Origin of the sequence: Bacillus sp. FSL R9-9492, from assembly GCF_038007365.1 — a bacterium.
GTDB lineage: Bacteria > Bacillota > Bacilli > Bacillales > Bacillaceae_G > Bacillus_A > Bacillus_A mycoides.
The window spans coordinates 113,678-131,533 of record NZ_JBBOXC010000001.1 but is presented as its reverse complement, the minus strand read 5'-3'; the positions used below and the strand labels follow the sequence as shown (position 1 = coordinate 131,533).

Below are 17,856 nucleotides of genomic sequence, written 5' to 3'. Positions count from 1 at the left end.
TCCCTTCGGACTAAAAATTCCGATTCGTCTATTTAGATAACAACCGCTTCTTCAACGATTTCAACTAAACGGAAACGCTTAGTAGCAGAAAGCGGGCGAGTTTCCATGATTTTAACGATATCGCCAAGTTTTGCTTGGTTTTGCTCATCATGGGCTTTGTACTTTTTAGAATACTTAACACGTTTTCCGTACAAGGAATGAGTTTTGTAAGTTTCAACTAAAACTGTAATCGTTTTGTCCATTTTATCAGACACAACACGACCAGTATAAACTTTGCGTTGGTTACGTTCGCTCACTATGCAAACCTCCCCTCAATTTATCGATTAATTCCGATCTCTCTTTCACAAACTACAGTTTTCATACGAGCAATCGCTTTACGCACTTCACGGATGCGAGTTGGATTCTCTAATTGTCCTGTAGCAAGTTGGAAGCGAAGATTGAACAATTCTTCCTTTAAAGCTTTAACTTTTGTTTCGATTTCGGCAGTGGTTAATTCACGAATATCATTAGTTTTCATTAGATTCACCACCATTTTCTTCACGTTTTACGAACTTACATTTCACAGGTAGTTTGTGAGCTGCAAGACGTAATGCTTCGCGTGCTACCTCTTCAGATACACCCGCGATTTCAAACATAATTTTCCCAGGTTTTACTACTGCTACCCAGCCTTCTGGTGCCCCTTTACCGGAACCCATACGTACTTCTAGAGGTTTTGCAGTGTAAGGTTTAGAAGGGAAAATTTTAATCCATACTTTACCGCCACGTTTCATGTAACGAGTCATTGCACGACGAGCAGCTTCGATTTGACGGTTTGTAATCCATGAAGCAGCTTGTGCTTGTAAACCGAATTCACCGAAAGCAATTTCAGTTCCACCTTTTGCACGACCACGCATTTTACCACGATGCTCTCTACGATATTTTACGCGTTTTGGCATTAACATATTATTTTCCTCCTTCCTCAGAAGCTTTCTTTTTTGTAGGAAGGACTTCTCCACGGTAGATCCATACTTTTACGCCTAATTTACCGTATGTTGTATCAGCTTCAACTGCTGCATAGTCAATATCAGCGCGAAGTGTATGAAGTGGAACAGTTCCTTCACTGTAAGATTCTGCACGAGCGATATCAGCCCCGCCAAGACGACCAGAAACCTGTGTTTTAATACCTTTTGCTCCTGCACGCATAGCACGTTGAATAACTTGCTTTTGTGCACGACGGAATGATACACGGTTTTCTAATTGACGAGCGATGTTTTCGCCCACTAATTTAGCGTTAAGATCAGCTCTCTTAACTTCTAAAATGTTAATGTGTACACGCTTGCCTGTTAATTGGTTAAGAGCTTTACGAAGTGCTTCAACTTCAGTACCACCTTTACCAATTACCATACCAGGTTTTGCAGTGTGAATTGTAACATTTACACGATTTGCTGCACGTTCGATTTCTACTTTAGCAACAGCAGAATCTTTTAAGCGTACAGTAATGTACTCACGGATTTTGATGTCTTCATGTAATAACGTAGCATAATCTTTCTCAGCGAACCAACGAGATTCCCAGTCGCGGATAATACCGACACGAAGACCAATTGGATTAACCTTCTGACCCATCGATTATCCCTCCTTCTTTTCTGATACCACAACTGTGATGTGGCTTGTGCGTTTGTTAATTTGGCTTGCACGACCCATTGCACGTGGACGGAAACGTTTCAACGTTGGACCTTCGTCAACGAAGACTTTTTCAACAACTAGGTTGTTAATATCCATCTCATAATTGTGCTCTGCATTTGCGATTGCAGATTTTAAAACTTTTTCTACAACTGGAGAAGCAGTTTTTGGTGTGTGGTTAAGGATAGCAATCGCTTCACCCACTTGCTTACCTCGGATTAAGTCTACTACTAAACGAACCTTACGAGGAGCAATACGAACTGTTCTCACTACTGCTTTAGCTTGCATTGAAGTGCCTCCTCTCATTATCTTCTAGTTTTCTTATCGTCAGCAAGGTGACCTTTATACGTACGAGTTGGTGCGAATTCACCTAACTTATGGCCAACCATATCCTCAGTGATGTACACAGGTACGTGTTTACGACCATCATATACAGCAATTGTATGTCCGATGAACTGAGGGAAGATTGTTGAACGGCGAGACCAAGTTTTAACAACTTGTTTTTGCTCAGATGCAACTAATTTTTCCATTTTGTTCATTAAGTGATCATCGACAAATGGTCCTTTTTTTAAGCTACGAGCCATTTTGGTGCCTCCCTTCGTGATTGGCGTACGGTTCTTGAAATGAACCGTACTACAATCCCATTATTTTTTACGACGACGAACGATAAATTTATCAGACGCTTTGTTTTTCTTACGAGTCTTGAATCCAAGAGTTGGTTTACCCCATGGAGACATTGGAGACTTACGTCCGATTGGAGAGCGTCCTTCACCACCACCGTGTGGGTGATCAACCGGGTTCATTACAGAACCACGAACTGTTGGGCGCTTGCCTAACCAGCGAGAGCGACCTGCTTTACCGATTTTGATAAGTTCGTGTTGTTCGTTACCAACTTGACCGATTGAAGCGCGACAAGCAGATAATACTAAACGTACTTCACCAGAAGTTAAACGTACAAGTACGTATTTTCCTTCTTTACCAAGTACTTGAGCAGAAGTACCAGCAGAACGGACTAATTGTCCTCCACGACCAGGCTTAAGCTCGATATTATGAACAACAGTACCTACTGGAATGTTGATTAATGGTAATGCGTTACCGATTTTAATGTCAGCTTCAGGGCCAGACATAACTTCCATACCTACTTCTAAAGTTTTAGGAGCAAGAATGTAACGTTTTTCACCGTCAACGTAGTTAATTAATGCGATATTCGCAGAGCGGTTTGGATCGTATTCGATCGTAGCAACGCGTCCTGGAATTCCATCTTTGTTACGCTTAAAGTCGATGATACGGTATTGACGCTTATGTCCGCCACCTTGATGACGTACAGTAATTTTACCTTGGTTATTACGACCAGCCTTTTTGCTTAAAGGAGCAAGTAAAGACTTTTCTGGTCTGTCGGTCGTGATTTCAGCGAAATCATTCGTAGTCATGTTACGACGACCGTTAGTAGTTGGATTATACTTTTTAATTCCCATCTCAATTTCCCTCCTTCTTTAGTAAGAATTAAACGCCTTGGAAGATTTCGATTTCTTTGCTGTCAGCAGTTAGCTTAACGATTGCTTTACGACGACGGCTAGTAAAACCAGCGTGACGACCAACACGTTTTGCTTTCGGCTTGTAGTTCATGATATTTACTTTGTCTACATTAACACCAAAGATCGCTTCTATAGCGTCTTTAACCTCTGTTTTATTAGATTTAACGTCCACGTCGAACGTGTATTTTTTTTCAGCCATCATTTCCATAGAACGTTCAGTGATAACTGGGCGCTTAATGATATCACGAGGATCTCTCATTATGCAAGCACCTCCTCTACTTTTTCCACTGCCGCTTTTGTCATGATTAGCTTATCATGATGAAGCACATCTAGCACGTTTACGCCATCAGCAGTGATTACTGTTACTCCAGGGATATTGCGAGCAGATAACTCTACAGATTCGTTTGCATCAGCAGTTACGATAAGAGCTTTCTTCTCAACAGTTAATCCTTTAAGTACTGCTACCATGTCTTTTGTTTTTGGTGCATTTAACACTAGGTCCTCAAGAACTACAATGTTGTTCTCAACTACTTTAGTAGCTAATGCAGATTTGATTGCTAAACGACGAACTTTCTTAGGAAGTTTGTACGCATAGCTTCTTGGTGTAGGTCCGAATACCGTACCACCACCACGCCATTGAGGAGAGCGGATAGAACCTTGACGAGCACGTCCAGTTCCTTTTTGACGCCATGGTTTACGACCACCACCACGAACTTCAGAACGAGTTTTTACTTTGTGTGTACCTTGACGTAAAGATGCACGTTGCATCATTACAGCTTCAAATAGTACAGCTTCATTTGGTTCGATACCGAAAATAGCTTCAGCTAATTCGATTTCACCAACCTGTGAACCAGTTTGGTTATATACAGTAACTTTTGGCATTGGAATTCCTCCTTCCTATTGTGAATTATTTGCTAACCTTCACAGCGCCTTGAACAACTACAAGAGATTTCTTAGCACCTGGAACGTTACCTTTTACTAGTAATAAGTTGCGCTCAGTGTCAACTTGAACGATTTCTAAGTTTTGGATAGTAACTTGGTCTCCACCCATACGTCCAGCAAGTTTTTTGCCTTTGAATACACGGTTCGGAGCAACTGGCCCCATTGAACCTGGACGACGGTGATAGCGAGAACCATGAGACATAGGTCCGCGAGATTGTCCGTGGCGTTTAATAACACCTTGGAAACCTTTACCTTTAGAAATTCCTGTTACGTCAACGATTTCACCTGCAGCGAAAACTTCAACTTTTACCTCTTGACCAACCTCTAATCCGTCCACGTCTGCATCGCGGATTTCGCGAATGAAGCGCTTAGGAGTTGTAGATGCTTTAGCAGTGTGGCCTTGTTCAGGTTTGTTAGTTAACTTTTCACGTTTATCTTCAAATCCTAACTGAATTGCGTTGTAGCCATCAGTTTCAGTTGTTTTCTTTTGAAGAACAACGTTTGGATTAGCAGCGATTACCGTTACTGGGATTAACTCACCGTTCTCAGCAAATACTTGAGTCATACCGATCTTTCTTCCTAAGATTCCTTTGGTCATGAGTTACACCTCCTACATTTTTAAGTTATATGAATTATAGTTTGATTTCGATATCTACACCAGATGGTAAATCTAAACGCATTAATGAATCTACTGTTTGCGGAGTAGGACTCACGATGTCGATTAGACGTTTGTGTGTGCGCATTTCGAATTGTTCACGAGAATCTTTGTACTTATGAACAGCACGAAGAATTGTGTAAATAGTCTTCTCAGTTGGTAATGGGATCGGACCAGAAACTGTTGCCCCAGAACGCTTAGCTGTTTCTACAATTTTCTCAGCTGATTGATCAAGAATACGGTGATCATAAGCTTTTAAACGGATACGAATTTTTTCTTTTGCCATTATTTTCCCTCCTTCGTTCGCCTATTTCTAAAATAGACCTTCTCCATGGAAATTTCCCCACACCATGCCATGGCAAAGCGGCCGGGTGTGTCAGCAACCTTCCACTTCATCGCAGTCAAAGACCAACATTGTCTATTATACAATGTTATTCGTCTAGATGCAAGCATCTTTTTGTTCGCATCTGCTTTTCTCTACTTTTGCTATTATACATGGCACTTTAAAGAATATCAAGTTTTCATCTACTCTTATTCAACTTACAGTTTTTGGGTGTTATTTTCGTTTTATATACTATAGAAGAAACTCATCCAAAAATAGAAAATACACCTCTTTCTTCTATAGTAATAAGCAATAAAAAAACTCAAGGGAGAATCCCTTGAGTTTTTAATAATCTAATTAAAGACTACTCAGCAACGATTGTAGCAACTACACCGTAACCTACTGTACGTCCACCTTCACGAATAGAGAATTTAGTTCCCTCTTCGATAGCGATTGGAGCGATAAGTTCGATAGTCATTTCGATGTTGTCACCAGGCATTACCATTTCAGTACCTTCTGGTAATTGGATGATTCCAGTTACGTCAGTTGTACGGAAGTAGAACTGTGGACGGTAGTTAGCGAAGAATGGAGTATGACGTCCACCTTCTTCTTTAGATAATACGAAAACCTCAGCTTTGAATTTAGCGTGTGCTTTTACAGAGCCAGTTTTAGCAAGAACTTGTCCACGTTGGATGTCTTCACGAGCAACCCCACGAAGTAGAGCACCGATGTTGTCTCCAGCTTGAGCTTGGTCAAGAAGCTTACGGAACATTTCTACACCAGTTACAGTTGTAGTAGCATTCTCTTCAGCAAGACCGATGATTTCTACTACGTCACCAACTTTAACGATTCCACGCTCAACACGACCAGTTGCAACTGTACCACGACCTGTGATAGAGAATACATCCTCGATAGGCATTAAGAATGGTTTGTCAGTTTCACGTTCTGGAGTTGGGATGTAAGCATCAACTTCAGTCATTAATTCGATGATTTTTTCTTCCCACTCAGCTTCTCCTTGAAGAGCTTTAAGAGCAGAACCTTTAATTACAGGAATATCGTCGCCTGGGAATCCGTATTCAGATAATAGGTCGCGAACTTCCATTTCTACTAATTCTAATAATTCTTCGTCATCTACCATGTCGCATTTGTTTAAGAATACAACGATGTAAGGAACACCTACTTGACGAGAAAGAAGGATGTGCTCACGTGTTTGAGGCATTGGACCATCAGCAGCAGATACTACTAAGATACCGCCGTCCATTTGAGCAGCACCAGTGATCATGTTTTTAACATAGTCAGCATGACCTGGGCAGTCAACGTGTGCATAGTGACGAGTTTCAGTTTCGTACTCAACGTGTGCAGTTGAGATTGTGATTCCGCGCTCTCTTTCTTCTGGAGCAGCGTCGATTTGATCGTATCCGCGTGCTTCAGCACCACCAGCTTTTGCAAGAACTGTAGTGATCGCAGCAGTTAATGTAGTTTTACCATGGTCAACGTGGCCGATTGTACCGATGTTAACATGGGGTTTAGAACGTTCGAATTTAGCTTTAGCCATTCTAAATTCCTCCTTAGTTTATATGGGTTATTTTATATTTAGACTAGAAAGTGAAACTTGCGTCTCACTTTCTAAGCTTACATAAGTAGTTATACTTGAACAATCGATAAAAATCAATTATTCACCTTTATTTTTTTTAATAATTTCTTCAGAAACAGACTTCGGTACTTCTTCATAATGATCAAATGTCATTGAGAATGTTCCGCGTCCTTGAGTGTTAGAACGTAATGCCGTTGCATAACCGAACATTTCAGAAAGTGGAACCATAGCGCGAACAACTTGAGCGTTACCGCGAGCTTCCATACCTTCTACACGTCCACGACGAGATGTTACGTCGCCCATAATGTCACCCATGTACTCTTCAGGAATTACAACTTCAACTTTCATCATTGGCTCAAGAATTACTGGGCTACATTTAGAAACCGCAGCTTTAAGCGCCATAGATGCAGCGATTTTGAACGCCATCTCAGATGAATCGACATCATGGTAAGATCCGTCAACTAACGCAGCTTTGATGTCAACTAGTGGGTAACCAGCTAGTACACCATTTTTAAGTGAGTCTTCAAGACCCGCTCCAACAGCTGGGATGTATTCACGTGGAACTACACCGCCGACGATTTTGTTTTGGAATTCAAAACCTTTACCTTCTTCATTAGGTTCAAACTCAATCCAAACGTGACCGAATTGTCCACGACCACCAGATTGACGAGCGAACTTACCTTCAACTTTCGCAGCAGCGCGGAAAGTCTCACGGTATGCTACCTGAGGAGCACCAACGTTTGCTTCCACTTTGAATTCACGGCGCATACGGTCAACGATGATATCAAGGTGAAGTTCACCCATACCAGCGATGATTGTTTGGCCAGTTTCTTGGTCAGTGTGAGCACGGAATGTTGGATCTTCTTCAGAAAGCTTAGATAATGCTGTACCCATTTTATCTTGGTCAGCTTTAGATTTTGGTTCGATAGCTACAGAGATAACTGGTTCTGGGAATTCCATAGACTCAAGGATAACAAGGCTCTTCTCGTCACAAAGAGTATCACCAGTAGTAGTATCTTTTAAACCTACAGCAGCAGCGATATCACCAGCGTAAACTGTTGAAATCTCTTCACGGCTGTTAGCGTGCATTTGTAGGATACGACCTACACGCTCACGCTTACCTTTAGTTGAGTTTTTCACGTATGATCCAGAGTTTAACACACCAGAGTACACACGGAAGAACGTTAACTTACCAACATAAGGATCAGTCATGATTTTGAATGCTAAAGCTGCGAATGGTTCTTCATCGCTAGACTTACGCTCGATAGCTTCATCTGTATCCGGAAGAGTACCTTTAATAGCAGGTACATCTAATGGAGATGGTAGGTAGTCGATAACTGCGTCTAACAGAATTTGAACACCTTTATTTTTGAATGCAGAACCACAGATTACTGGGAAGAATTCTACAGAAGTTGTAGCCTTACGGATACCAGCTTTAAGCTCTTCTACAGTGATTTCTTCACCTTCTAGGTACTTCATCATCATTTCTTCATCAAGCTCAGCTACCGCTTCAATAAGTTTTCCACGGTATTCTTCAGCTAATTCTTTATGCTCTTCAGGAATTTCGACACGCTCGATGTCTGTTCCTAAATCGTTAGCGTACATGTAAGCACACTCTTCAACAAGGTCAATGATACCATTGAACTCATCTTCAGCACCGATTGGTAACTGAATTGGATGTGCGTTTGCTTGTAAACGATCGTGGATTGTTCCTACAGAGTATAAGAAATCTGCACCAATCTTATCCATTTTGTTAACGAATACGATACGAGGTACACCATAAGTAGTAGCCTGACGCCAAACAGTTTCTGTTTGTGGTTCTACACCAGATTGTGCATCAAGTACTGCTACTGCGCCATCAAGTACGCGTAAAGAACGTTCTACTTCTACTGTGAAATCTACGTGTCCTGGAGTGTCAATGATATTTACACGGTGACCTTTCCATTGTGCTGTAGTTGCAGCAGAAGTAATTGTGATACCACGTTCTTGCTCTTGCTCCATCCAGTCCATCTGAGATGCACCTTCATGAGTTTCACCGATTTTATGAATACGTCCTGTGTAATACAGAATACGCTCAGTTGCTGTTGTTTTACCAGCATCGATGTGAGCCATGATACCAATATTACGAGTGTTTTCTAAAGAGAACTCTCTAGTCATTTGGTGTCTTGCTCCTTCCATATATGGATTGGATTATTTTATTTTAAGTAGCAAAAAAGCCACTTTATATTGTTACATATGCCAGTGTCCAGTACCCTCATTATGTAAAACGAGCGCCCAACGAAAGGGAGAGGCATTCTCCCTCTCCACACTTCCATAAGCGACAAATAAAGCGGTTTATGCTTACATTTATTTTACGTTGAATCCTACCAACGGTAATGAGCAAATGCTTTGTTAGCTTCTGCCATTTTATGAGTGTCTTCACGTTTCTTAACAGATGCACCAGCGTTGTTAGCTGCATCTAAGATTTCGTAAGCTAGACGCTCTTCCATAGTTTTTTCACCACGAAGACGAGCATAGTTTACTAACCAGCGAAGACCTAAAGTTGTACGGCGTTCTGGACGAACCTCAACTGGAACTTGGTAGTTAGCACCACCAACACGACGAGCGCGTACTTCAAGAACAGGCATGATGTTCTTAAGAGCTTGCTCGAATACTTCCATTGGTTCTTTATCTGAACGTTCACGAACGATATCGAAAGCGTTATAAAGAATTGTTTGAGATTTACCTTTTTTACCGTCAACCATCATTTTGTTGATTAGGCGTGTTACAAGTTTAGAATTGTACATTGGATCTGGTAACACGTCACGTTTCGCAACAGGTCCTTTACGAGGCATATTGAGTTCCTCCTTTCATTATAAGTTTATTATTTTTTAGCAGGTTTTGGTCGCTTAGTACCATATTTAGAACGTCCTTGCATACGTTTGTCAACACCAGCTGTATCAAGCGCACCACGAACGATGTGGTAACGTACCCCTGGTAAATCCTTTACTCGACCACCGCGAATTAATACTACGCTATGCTCTTGTAGGTTATGACCGATACCTGGGATGTAAGCTGTAACTTCAATACCGTTTGTTAAACGTACACGAGCGTATTTACGTAACGCTGAGTTCGGTTTCTTCGGAGTCATTGTACCAACACGAGTACACACACCACGTTTTTGAGGTGCAGAGATATCAGTTGATTTTTTCTTTAAAGAATTAAAACCTTTGTTTAACGCAGGTGATTTAGACTTCCATACTTTATCAGTACGACCATTTCTCACTAATTGGTTAATAGTAGGCATTTGATTATCCTCCCTTCGCATGTTTGTATGACCACATATCCAGGTGGTTCATTATTAGTTGAAAACAAAGTTTTTGCAAGGAAGAGCAAATGCTCTCTCCTCACAAAAACAGTTTTAACTTATTATTCCTATTGCTGAAGCTCCCACTTGAATCCCCGAAACTTTTCCAAGCTTACGAACTGATTCAACTTTGGTTATGGGTATGTTATGTTGCAAGGCAGTACGAATGATAACATGGGTTAACCGCACATCAGCATCTTCCGCAATAACAACTTCTTTAACTATACCATTTTTGATTGCTTCCAATGTTCGTTTATGACCAACGACTACATTTTCAGCATTTGACACTTTTTGATAAGACATTTAAATATCCTCCAAAGCATCATTCAGGAGCAACCTTGATTATAGTAACATTTTGTCTCATACAATGTCAACTAGGATCAGCTGTTTTTATACAAAATTTACGACGGAAAATTTTACTGTTCCACATAAACTTCATCGTTTTCTACATTCGTGTTATCTTGTGTTGTTTTTACAAGATCCACTTTGCGATAACGATTCATACCTGTTCCAGCAGGAACAAGCTTACCGATAATAACATTCTCTTTCAATCCTAGAAGCTCATCGCGTTTACCCTTAATTGCTGCATCTGTTAGAACACGAGTTGTTTCTTGGAATGACGCCGCAGATAAGAACGAATCTGTCTCAAGTGAAGCTTTTGTAATACCAAGTAGAACCGGTCTAGCCGTTGCTGGTTGTTTACCTTTCAGTAACACCTTCGCATTCGCATCAGTAAACTGATGGATATCTAGTAATGTTCCTGGTAATACATCTGTTTCACCCGCATCACTTACACGAACTTTACGTAGCATTTGACGTACCATTACTTCTACGTGTTTGTCACCAATTTCTACCCCTTGCATACGGTATACTTTTTGAACTTCACGTAATAAGTATTCTTGAACTGCTGTAATGTCCGTTACTTTTAGTAATTCCTTCGGATCAATAGAACCTTCTGTTAACTCTTTACCGTGGCTAATTGGCTGTCCTAGAGTTACTTTCAGACGAGCACCGTAAGGAATAGCATACGTACGAGCTTCAACTTCACCCTGTACAACTACTTCTTGGCGATCTTTAACATCGTTGATCGCTGCGATAACACCGTCAATTTCACTGATAACTGCCTGACCCTTCGGATTACGAGCTTCGAAGATCTCTTGGATACGAGGTAAACCTTGTGTGATATCATCCCCGGCAACCCCACCTGTATGGAACGTACGCATCGTTAACTGTGTACCTGGCTCACCGATAGATTGAGCTGCGATAATACCTACCGCTTCTCCTACTTCTACGTCTGTACCAGTTGCTAAGTTACGACCGTAACACTTCTTACATACACCATGGCGAGTATTACACGTAAACGCTGAACGAATGTTTACAGTTTCAACACCCGACTTTTCAACGATATGAGCAATATCTTCAGTAATTAATTGATTTTCAACAACTAATACTTCACCTGTTTCAGGATGTTTTACAGTTTTTCTTGCAAAACGTCCAACAAGACGATCATATAGTGACTCAATAACTTCATTACCCTCTTTAATCGCACCAATTAGTAAACCGCGATCTGTTCCACAATCATCTTGACGTACAATTACATCTTGTGCAACGTCTACAAGACGACGTGTTAAGTAACCAGAATCGGCAGTTTTAAGTGCTGTATCGGCAAGACCTTTACGCGCACCATGCGTAGAGATGAAGTACTCAAGTACTGTTAAACCTTCACGGAAACTCGATTTGATCGGAAGCTCAATGATACGACCAGATGGATTGGCCATCAGACCACGCATACCAGCAAGCTGAGTAAAGTTCGATGCGTTACCACGGGCACCGGAATCACTCATCATGAAGATTGGGTTGCGTTTATTCAAGGATTTCATCAGCTTTCCTTGGATAACATCTTTTGCATTACTCCAAATAGAGATAACGCGATCGTAACGTTCTTCTTCCGTGATTAAACCGCGACGGAATTGTTTAATTACATTATCTACTTTTGCTTGTGCTTCATGGAGAATTTCATCTTTTTCACCTAATACAAGAATATCTGATACCCCAACTGTAATACCAGCTTTTGTAGAGTATTTAAATCCTAAGTTTTTCATACGGTCAAGCATGCGAGACGTTTCTGTAATTTGGAAACGTTTGAATACTTCCGCAATAATATTACCAAGGATTTTCTTGCTAAATGGTGCCACTTCTTCGCGACTAGCAATAATTTCTTTAATGTTCGCACCTTTTTCAACGAAATATTCCGCTGGTGTTTCTTTTTCAAGGTTTGAGTTTGTTGGTTCATTAATATAAGGGAACGACTCTGGTAAGATTTCGTTAAATATTAATTTACCAACTGTTGTTAATAGAAGCTTACTCTTTTGCTCTTCAGTAAACGTTACATTATTTACCGAACTCGCAGCAACTGCAACACGTGTGTGCAGATGTACATATCCATTTTGGTATGCAAGTATTGCTTCGTTTGCATCTTTGAAGACCATACCTTCACCGATTGCACCCTCGCGCTCAAGTGTTAAGTAATAGTTACCTAATACCATATCCTGAGATGGAGTAACAACTGGTTTTCCGTCTTTTGGATTCAAGATGTTTTGTGCCGCTAACATAAGGATACGAGCTTCTGCTTGTGCCTCTGATGATAACGGAACGTGAACCGCCATTTGGTCACCGTCAAAGTCCGCGTTGTATGCAGTACATACAAGTGGGTGAAGACGGATTGCACGACCTTCTACTAGTGTAGGTTCAAACGCCTGGATACCAAGACGGTGAAGTGTTGGTGCGCGGTTTAGAAGTACTGGATGCTCTTTGATCACAGATTCTAAAACGTCCCAAACTTCAGGGTGTACACGCTCGATTTTACGTTTAGCACTCTTAATGTTGTGTGCTAATCCTTTTCCAACTAACTCTTTCATAACGAAAGGTTTAAACAATTCAAGTGCCATTTCTTTCGGCAATCCACATTGGTACATCTTTAAGTTCGGTCCTACAACGATTACAGAACGGCCAGAGTAGTCAACACGTTTACCTAATAAGTTTTGACGGAAACGTCCTTGTTTACCTTTAAGCATGTGAGATAGTGATTTTAATGGACGGTTACCTGGTCCAGTAACTGGACGGCCACGGCGACCATTATCGATTAATGCGTCTACAGCTTCTTGTAACATACGTTTTTCGTTTTGAACGATAATGCTTGGTGCACCTAAGTCCAATAGACGTTTTAAACGGTTGTTACGGTTAATTACACGACGATATAAGTCGTTTAAGTCAGAAGTAGCAAAACGTCCACCATCTAACTGTACCATTGGGCGTAGTTCTGGTGGGATAACTGGAAGAACCTCTAAGATCATCCAAGATGGGTGATTTCCAGAGTTACGGAATGCTTCTAATACTTCTAGACGTTTAATAGCACGAGTACGGCGTTGTCCTTGTGCTGTTTTTAATTCTTCTTTTAAGAAGTCTACTTCTTTATCTAAATCGATGTCTTGCAGTAATTTTTTAATCGCTTCTGCACCCATAGCAGCATGGAATGTACTGCCATATCGATCACGATATGCACGGTATTCTTTTTCAGAAAGTAATTGCTTCTTATCAAGTGGTGTATCTCCACTTTCTGTTACAACATAAGAAGCGAAATAAATTACTTCTTCAAGCGCGCGAGGGGACATGTCTAAGACAAGTCCCATGCGGCTCGGGATACCTTTGAAATACCAAATATGAGATACAGGAGCAGCTAATTCGATATGACCCATACGTTCACGACGAACTTTTGCACGCGTTACTTCAACGCCACATCGATCACAAACTACACCTTTATAACGTACACGTTTATATTTCCCGCAATGACATTCCCAGTCCTTTTGTGGTCCGAAAATACGCTCACAGAACAAGCCATCTTTTTCAGGCTTTAACGTACGATAGTTAATTGTTTCTGGTTTCTTAACTTCACCGTATGACCAAGAACGAATCTTGTCAGGTGAAGCAAGTCCAATCTTCATATATTCAAAGTTATTTACATCTATCAAGGGGCCTACCTCCCTTTTAGTCTACAGGTTATCCCAATTATTCCTTAGTTGTCTCAACTTCAACATTCAATTTATCTGCTGATTGATGATCATCGTCATCTTCCGTATCACGCATTTCAATTTCTGTATCGTTGATAGACATCATTTTAACGTCCATACCTAAACTTTGCAGTTCTTTAATCAATACTTTGAATGATTCAGGAACGCCTGGTTCTGGAACATTTTCACCTTTAACAATTGCTTCATACGTCTTAACACGTCCAATAACATCATCAGACTTCACTGTTAAGATTTCTTGAAGAGTATAAGCAGCACCATAAGCTTCAAGTGCCCAAACCTCCATCTCACCGAAACGCTGTCCACCGAACTGAGCTTTACCTCCAAGAGGTTGCTGCGTTACAAGTGAGTATGGTCCAGTAGAACGAGCATGAAGTTTATCGTCAACCATGTGCGCAAGTTTGATCATATACATGACACCAACAGATACACGGTTATCGAATGGCTCACCAGTACGTCCGTCATACAGGATTGTTTTCGCGTCATTTGCCATACCAGCTTCTTCAATTGTGCCCCATACATCTTCCTCACGAGCACCATCGAATACCGGTGTTGCAATGTGAATACCAAGGTATCTTGCTGCCATACCAAGATGAAGCTCTAATACCTGACCGATATTCATACGAGATGGTACCCCTAATGGGTTTAACATGATATCGATTGGCGTACCATCTGGTAAGTAAGGCATATCTTCTTCCGGTAAAATACGGGAGATAACACCTTTGTTACCATGACGACCGGCCATTTTGTCACCTTCAGAAATTTTACGCTTTTGAACGATATATGCACGTACAAGTTGATTCACGCCTGGTGGCAATTCATCGCCATCTTCACGGTTAAACACTTTTACGTCTAAGATAATACCGCCACCACCGTGTGGTACACGTAGTGATGTATCGCGTACTTCACGTGCTTTTTCACCGAAGATTGCATGTAATAGACGTTCTTCTGCCGTTAATTCTGTTACACCTTTTGGCGTTACTTTACCAACAAGTAGATCTCCATCTTTTACTTCAGCACCGACGCGAATAATACCGCGCTCGTCAAGGTTACGAAGTGCATCTTCTCCAACATTCGGGATATCACGTGTAATTTCTTCTGGTCCAAGCTTCGTATCACGAGCTTCTGATTCATATTCTTCAATATGGATAGAAGTGTACACATCATCTTTTACAAGGCGCTCACTCATGATGATCGCATCCTCATAGTTATAACCGTCCCATGTCATAAAGCCAACAAGCACGTTACGTCCAAGCGCCAGTTCACCTAGTTCCATAGAAGGACCATCCGCAAGGATTTCACCTTTTACAACTTGGTCTCCAACACTTACGATTGGACGTTGGTTGTAGCAAGTTCCTTGGTTAGAACGAATGAATTTTTGCATTTTGTAGCGATCTAAGTCGCCTTTTACTGTTTGACCGTCAACGTCTACATAGCGACGTACCCAAACTTCACGTGCTTCTACGCGTTCAACAACACCAGGCTGTTTACAGATTACTGCAGCACCTGAGTCTTTTGCTGATACGTACTCCATACCTGTACCTACAATCGGAGATTCCGGATTTATTAACGGAACCGCCTGACGTTGCATGTTCGCTCCCATAAGTGCGCGGTTAGAGTCATCGTTTTCTAAGAACGGAATACAAGCTGTCGCTGCCGACACTACTTGTTTTGGAGATACATCCATGTAGTCGATGCGTTCTTTATTTGTGACAATGTTTTCACCACGGAAACGAGCTACGATATCTTCATCAAGGAATTCCCCTACTTCAGATAATTTCATATTCGCTTGGGCTACAACATAGTTATCTTCTTCATCTGCTGTTAAATAATCAACCTGCCCTGTTACAAGACCAGTTTCTGGGTCAACACGACGGTATGGCGTTTCAATGAAACCAAACTCATTTACTTTCGCAAACGAAGATAATGAGTTAATCAAACCGATGTTTGGTCCCTCTGGCGTTTCAATTGGACACATACGACCATAGTGAGAGTAGTGAACGTCACGTACTTCAAAGCCTGCGCGCTCACGCGTTAAACCACCGGGTCCTAATGCAGATAGTCTTCGTTTGTGAGTTAACTCTGCTAATGGGTTTGTTTGATCCATGAACTGAGATAACTGAGAACTTCCGAAGAACTCTTTAATAGATGCAATAACCGGGCGAATGTTAATTAACGCTTGTGGTGTAATTGCATTTGTATCTTGAATCGACATTCTCTCACGAACAACACGTTCCATACGAGAAAGACCGATACGGAATTGGTTTTGTAGTAACTCTCCTACAGAACGCAGACGACGATTTCCTAAGTGGTCAATATCATCTGTATCCCCTACTTTATATAGCAAGTTAAAGAAGTAGCTAATAGAAGCAAGAATATCACCTGGTGTGATGTGTTTTATATCACGAGTAATATTTGCATTCCCAATTACGTTTATAGATCGTTCGCCTTCTGATTCTGGAGCATAAATCTTAATAGATTGCAGCTCAACATCGCCTGCTACCACTCCACCCATTGGTTTCGCTGTTTTGAATCCAATGTTTTTCTCTAAGTAAGGTAGAACGCGATCCAGTGTACGACGATCTAAGACTGTTCCTTCTGCCGCTAAAATTTCACCAGTTTCTGGATCCACCAGTGTTTCAGCTAAACGTTGGTTAAACAATCTGTTTTTAATGTGTAGCTTTTTGTTGATCTTATAGCGACCTACATTTGCTAAATCGTAGCGCTTCGGATCAAAGAAACGAGACACAAGTAAGCTCTTTGCATTTTCTACTGTTGGTGGTTCACCAGGGCGTAGACGCTCATAAATTTCAAGCAATGCTTTCTCTGTGCTATCTGTGTTGTCTTTTTCTAACGTATTGCTTAAGTATTCGTTATCACCTAAAAGCTCGGTGATTTCTTGATCAGAGCCAAACCCTAATGCGCGTAACAAAACAGTTACAGGAAGTTTACGCGTACGGTCAATACGCACATATACAACATCCTTAGCATCTGTTTCATACTCTAACCAAGCTCCGCGGTTTGGAATTACAGTAGCAGTAAAACCACGTTTTCCGTTTTTATCCACTTTGCCACTATAGTATACGCTTGGAGAGCGAACTAACTGGGAAACGATAACACGTTCTGCACCGTTAATTACGAATGTTCCAGTCTCTGTCATGAGTGGGAAATCTCCCATGAACACATCTTGTTCTTTTACTTCACCAGTTTCCTTGTTGATTAGACGCACTTTTACACGAAGTGGTGCTGCATACGTCACATCACGCTCTTTGCATTCTTCTACAGAGTATTTAGGTTCACCCAAGCTGTAGTCGATAAATTCAAGCGATAGATTTCCCGTAAAGTCTTCGATCGGAGAAATGTCTTGGAACATTTCTCGCAAACCCTCATCAAGAAACCACTGATAAGAAGAGGTTTGAATTTCGATAAGATTTGGTAACTCTAATACTTCACTAATACGGGCATAACTTCTTCGTTGGCGGTGGCGTCCGTATTGAACTAGTTGACCTGTCAACTGCTTCACCCCTCAAATCATGAGTATTATAAATGCACAAAAAAATTTGTGCAAAATCACAAATAAATACAACTACTGCTATTAGCGTAGTTTTTTTCTCTTAAAGATAGATACGTTGAGTCTTTCTACCTGCTCAAAAAAGAAAAATGGCTTCTATAAGAAAACCATCATTCTGTTTCATAATCTGCTGATTTTACTATCTTT

18 protein-coding genes are annotated in these 17,856 nt (G+C 41.0%); all 18 read right to left on the bottom strand.

Features of this window, described 5'->3' with window-relative positions; genetic code table 11:
* Positions 1-32: 32 nt before the first annotated feature.
* Entirely contained in the window at positions 33-296 is a 264-nt protein-coding gene (gene rpsQ, locus MKY70_RS00715; RefSeq protein WP_002091526.1) for a 30S ribosomal protein S17, read from the bottom strand.
* 20 nt (positions 297-316) lie between these two features.
* A complete protein-coding gene (gene rpmC, locus MKY70_RS00710) occupies positions 317-517 on the bottom strand; it encodes a 50S ribosomal protein L29 (RefSeq protein ID WP_002091523.1) in 201 nt (66 codons plus the stop codon).
* Positions 507-941, bottom strand: coding sequence for a 50S ribosomal protein L16 (gene rplP / locus MKY70_RS00705; RefSeq protein ID WP_000928969.1), 435 nt, complete (start codon positions 939-941; stop codon positions 507-509). The genes rpmC and rplP overlap by 11 nt, the downstream gene beginning before the upstream one ends.
* 1 nt (position 942) lies before the next feature.
* Positions 943-1,602 (bottom strand): 30S ribosomal protein S3, encoded by a 660-nt coding sequence (gene rpsC / locus MKY70_RS00700; protein ID WP_002009771.1) that lies wholly within the window; start codon positions 1,600-1,602, stop codon positions 943-945.
* A gap of 3 nt (positions 1,603-1,605) precedes the next feature.
* Entirely contained in the window at positions 1,606-1,947 is a 342-nt protein-coding gene (gene rplV, locus MKY70_RS00695; protein ID WP_002009773.1) for a 50S ribosomal protein L22, read from the bottom strand.
* A 17-nt stretch (positions 1,948-1,964) separates the two neighbouring features.
* The gene (rpsS, locus tag MKY70_RS00690) at positions 1,965-2,243 is read right to left on the bottom strand and encodes a 30S ribosomal protein S19 (protein WP_000124452.1); all 279 of its coding nucleotides are present in this window, start codon (positions 2,241-2,243) and stop codon (positions 1,965-1,967) included.
* A gap of 60 nt (positions 2,244-2,303) precedes the next feature.
* A complete protein-coding gene (gene rplB, locus MKY70_RS00685; protein ID WP_000511584.1) occupies positions 2,304-3,134 on the bottom strand; it encodes a 50S ribosomal protein L2 in 831 nt (276 codons plus the stop codon).
* A 28-nt stretch (positions 3,135-3,162) separates the two neighbouring features.
* Positions 3,163-3,453, bottom strand: a complete 291-nt coding sequence (gene rplW / locus MKY70_RS00680; RefSeq protein ID WP_001205557.1) for a 50S ribosomal protein L23 — start codon at positions 3,451-3,453, stop codon at positions 3,163-3,165.
* Positions 3,453-4,076, bottom strand: coding sequence for a 50S ribosomal protein L4 (gene rplD, locus MKY70_RS00675; RefSeq protein WP_001127261.1), 624 nt, complete (start codon positions 4,074-4,076; stop codon positions 3,453-3,455). The genes rplW and rplD overlap by 1 nt, the downstream gene beginning before the upstream one ends.
* A gap of 25 nt (positions 4,077-4,101) precedes the next feature.
* The gene (gene rplC, locus MKY70_RS00670) at positions 4,102-4,734 is read right to left on the bottom strand and encodes a 50S ribosomal protein L3 (protein ID WP_000160209.1); all 633 of its coding nucleotides are present in this window, start codon (positions 4,732-4,734) and stop codon (positions 4,102-4,104) included.
* 34 nt (positions 4,735-4,768) lie between these two features.
* Complete coding sequence (gene rpsJ, locus MKY70_RS00665; protein ID WP_001040595.1) at positions 4,769-5,077, bottom strand: 30S ribosomal protein S10; 309 nt, start codon at positions 5,075-5,077, stop codon at positions 4,769-4,771.
* A gap of 400 nt (positions 5,078-5,477) precedes the next feature.
* Entirely contained in the window at positions 5,478-6,668 is a 1,191-nt protein-coding gene (gene tuf, locus MKY70_RS00660) for an elongation factor Tu (RefSeq protein ID WP_002009778.1), read from the bottom strand.
* A gap of 117 nt (positions 6,669-6,785) precedes the next feature.
* Entirely contained in the window at positions 6,786-8,864 is a 2,079-nt protein-coding gene (gene fusA / locus MKY70_RS00655) for an elongation factor G (RefSeq protein WP_002113318.1), read from the bottom strand.
* A gap of 206 nt (positions 8,865-9,070) precedes the next feature.
* Positions 9,071-9,541: a 30S ribosomal protein S7 gene (rpsG, locus tag MKY70_RS00650; protein ID WP_001137492.1), complete on the bottom strand. Its 471-nt coding sequence runs from the start codon at positions 9,539-9,541 to the stop codon at positions 9,071-9,073.
* A 29-nt stretch (positions 9,542-9,570) separates the two neighbouring features.
* On the bottom strand, positions 9,571-9,993 hold the full coding sequence (gene rpsL, locus MKY70_RS00645; protein ID WP_001142341.1) for a 30S ribosomal protein S12: 423 nt from the start codon (positions 9,991-9,993) through the stop codon (positions 9,571-9,573).
* 114 nt (positions 9,994-10,107) lie between these two features.
* Positions 10,108-10,356, bottom strand: a complete 249-nt coding sequence (locus MKY70_RS00640) for a 50S ribosomal protein L7ae-like protein (RefSeq protein WP_000121833.1) — start codon at positions 10,354-10,356, stop codon at positions 10,108-10,110.
* A gap of 113 nt (positions 10,357-10,469) precedes the next feature.
* The gene (gene rpoC / locus MKY70_RS00635) at positions 10,470-14,081 is read right to left on the bottom strand and encodes a DNA-directed RNA polymerase subunit beta' (protein WP_088030731.1); all 3,612 of its coding nucleotides are present in this window, start codon (positions 14,079-14,081) and stop codon (positions 10,470-10,472) included.
* A 37-nt stretch (positions 14,082-14,118) separates the two neighbouring features.
* Positions 14,119-17,652 carry a DNA-directed RNA polymerase subunit beta gene (gene rpoB, locus MKY70_RS00630; protein WP_088030732.1) on the bottom strand — a complete coding sequence of 1,178 codons (3,534 nt, stop codon included), beginning with the start codon at positions 17,650-17,652 and terminating at the stop codon, positions 14,119-14,121.
* Positions 17,653-17,856: the final 204 nt, after the last annotated feature.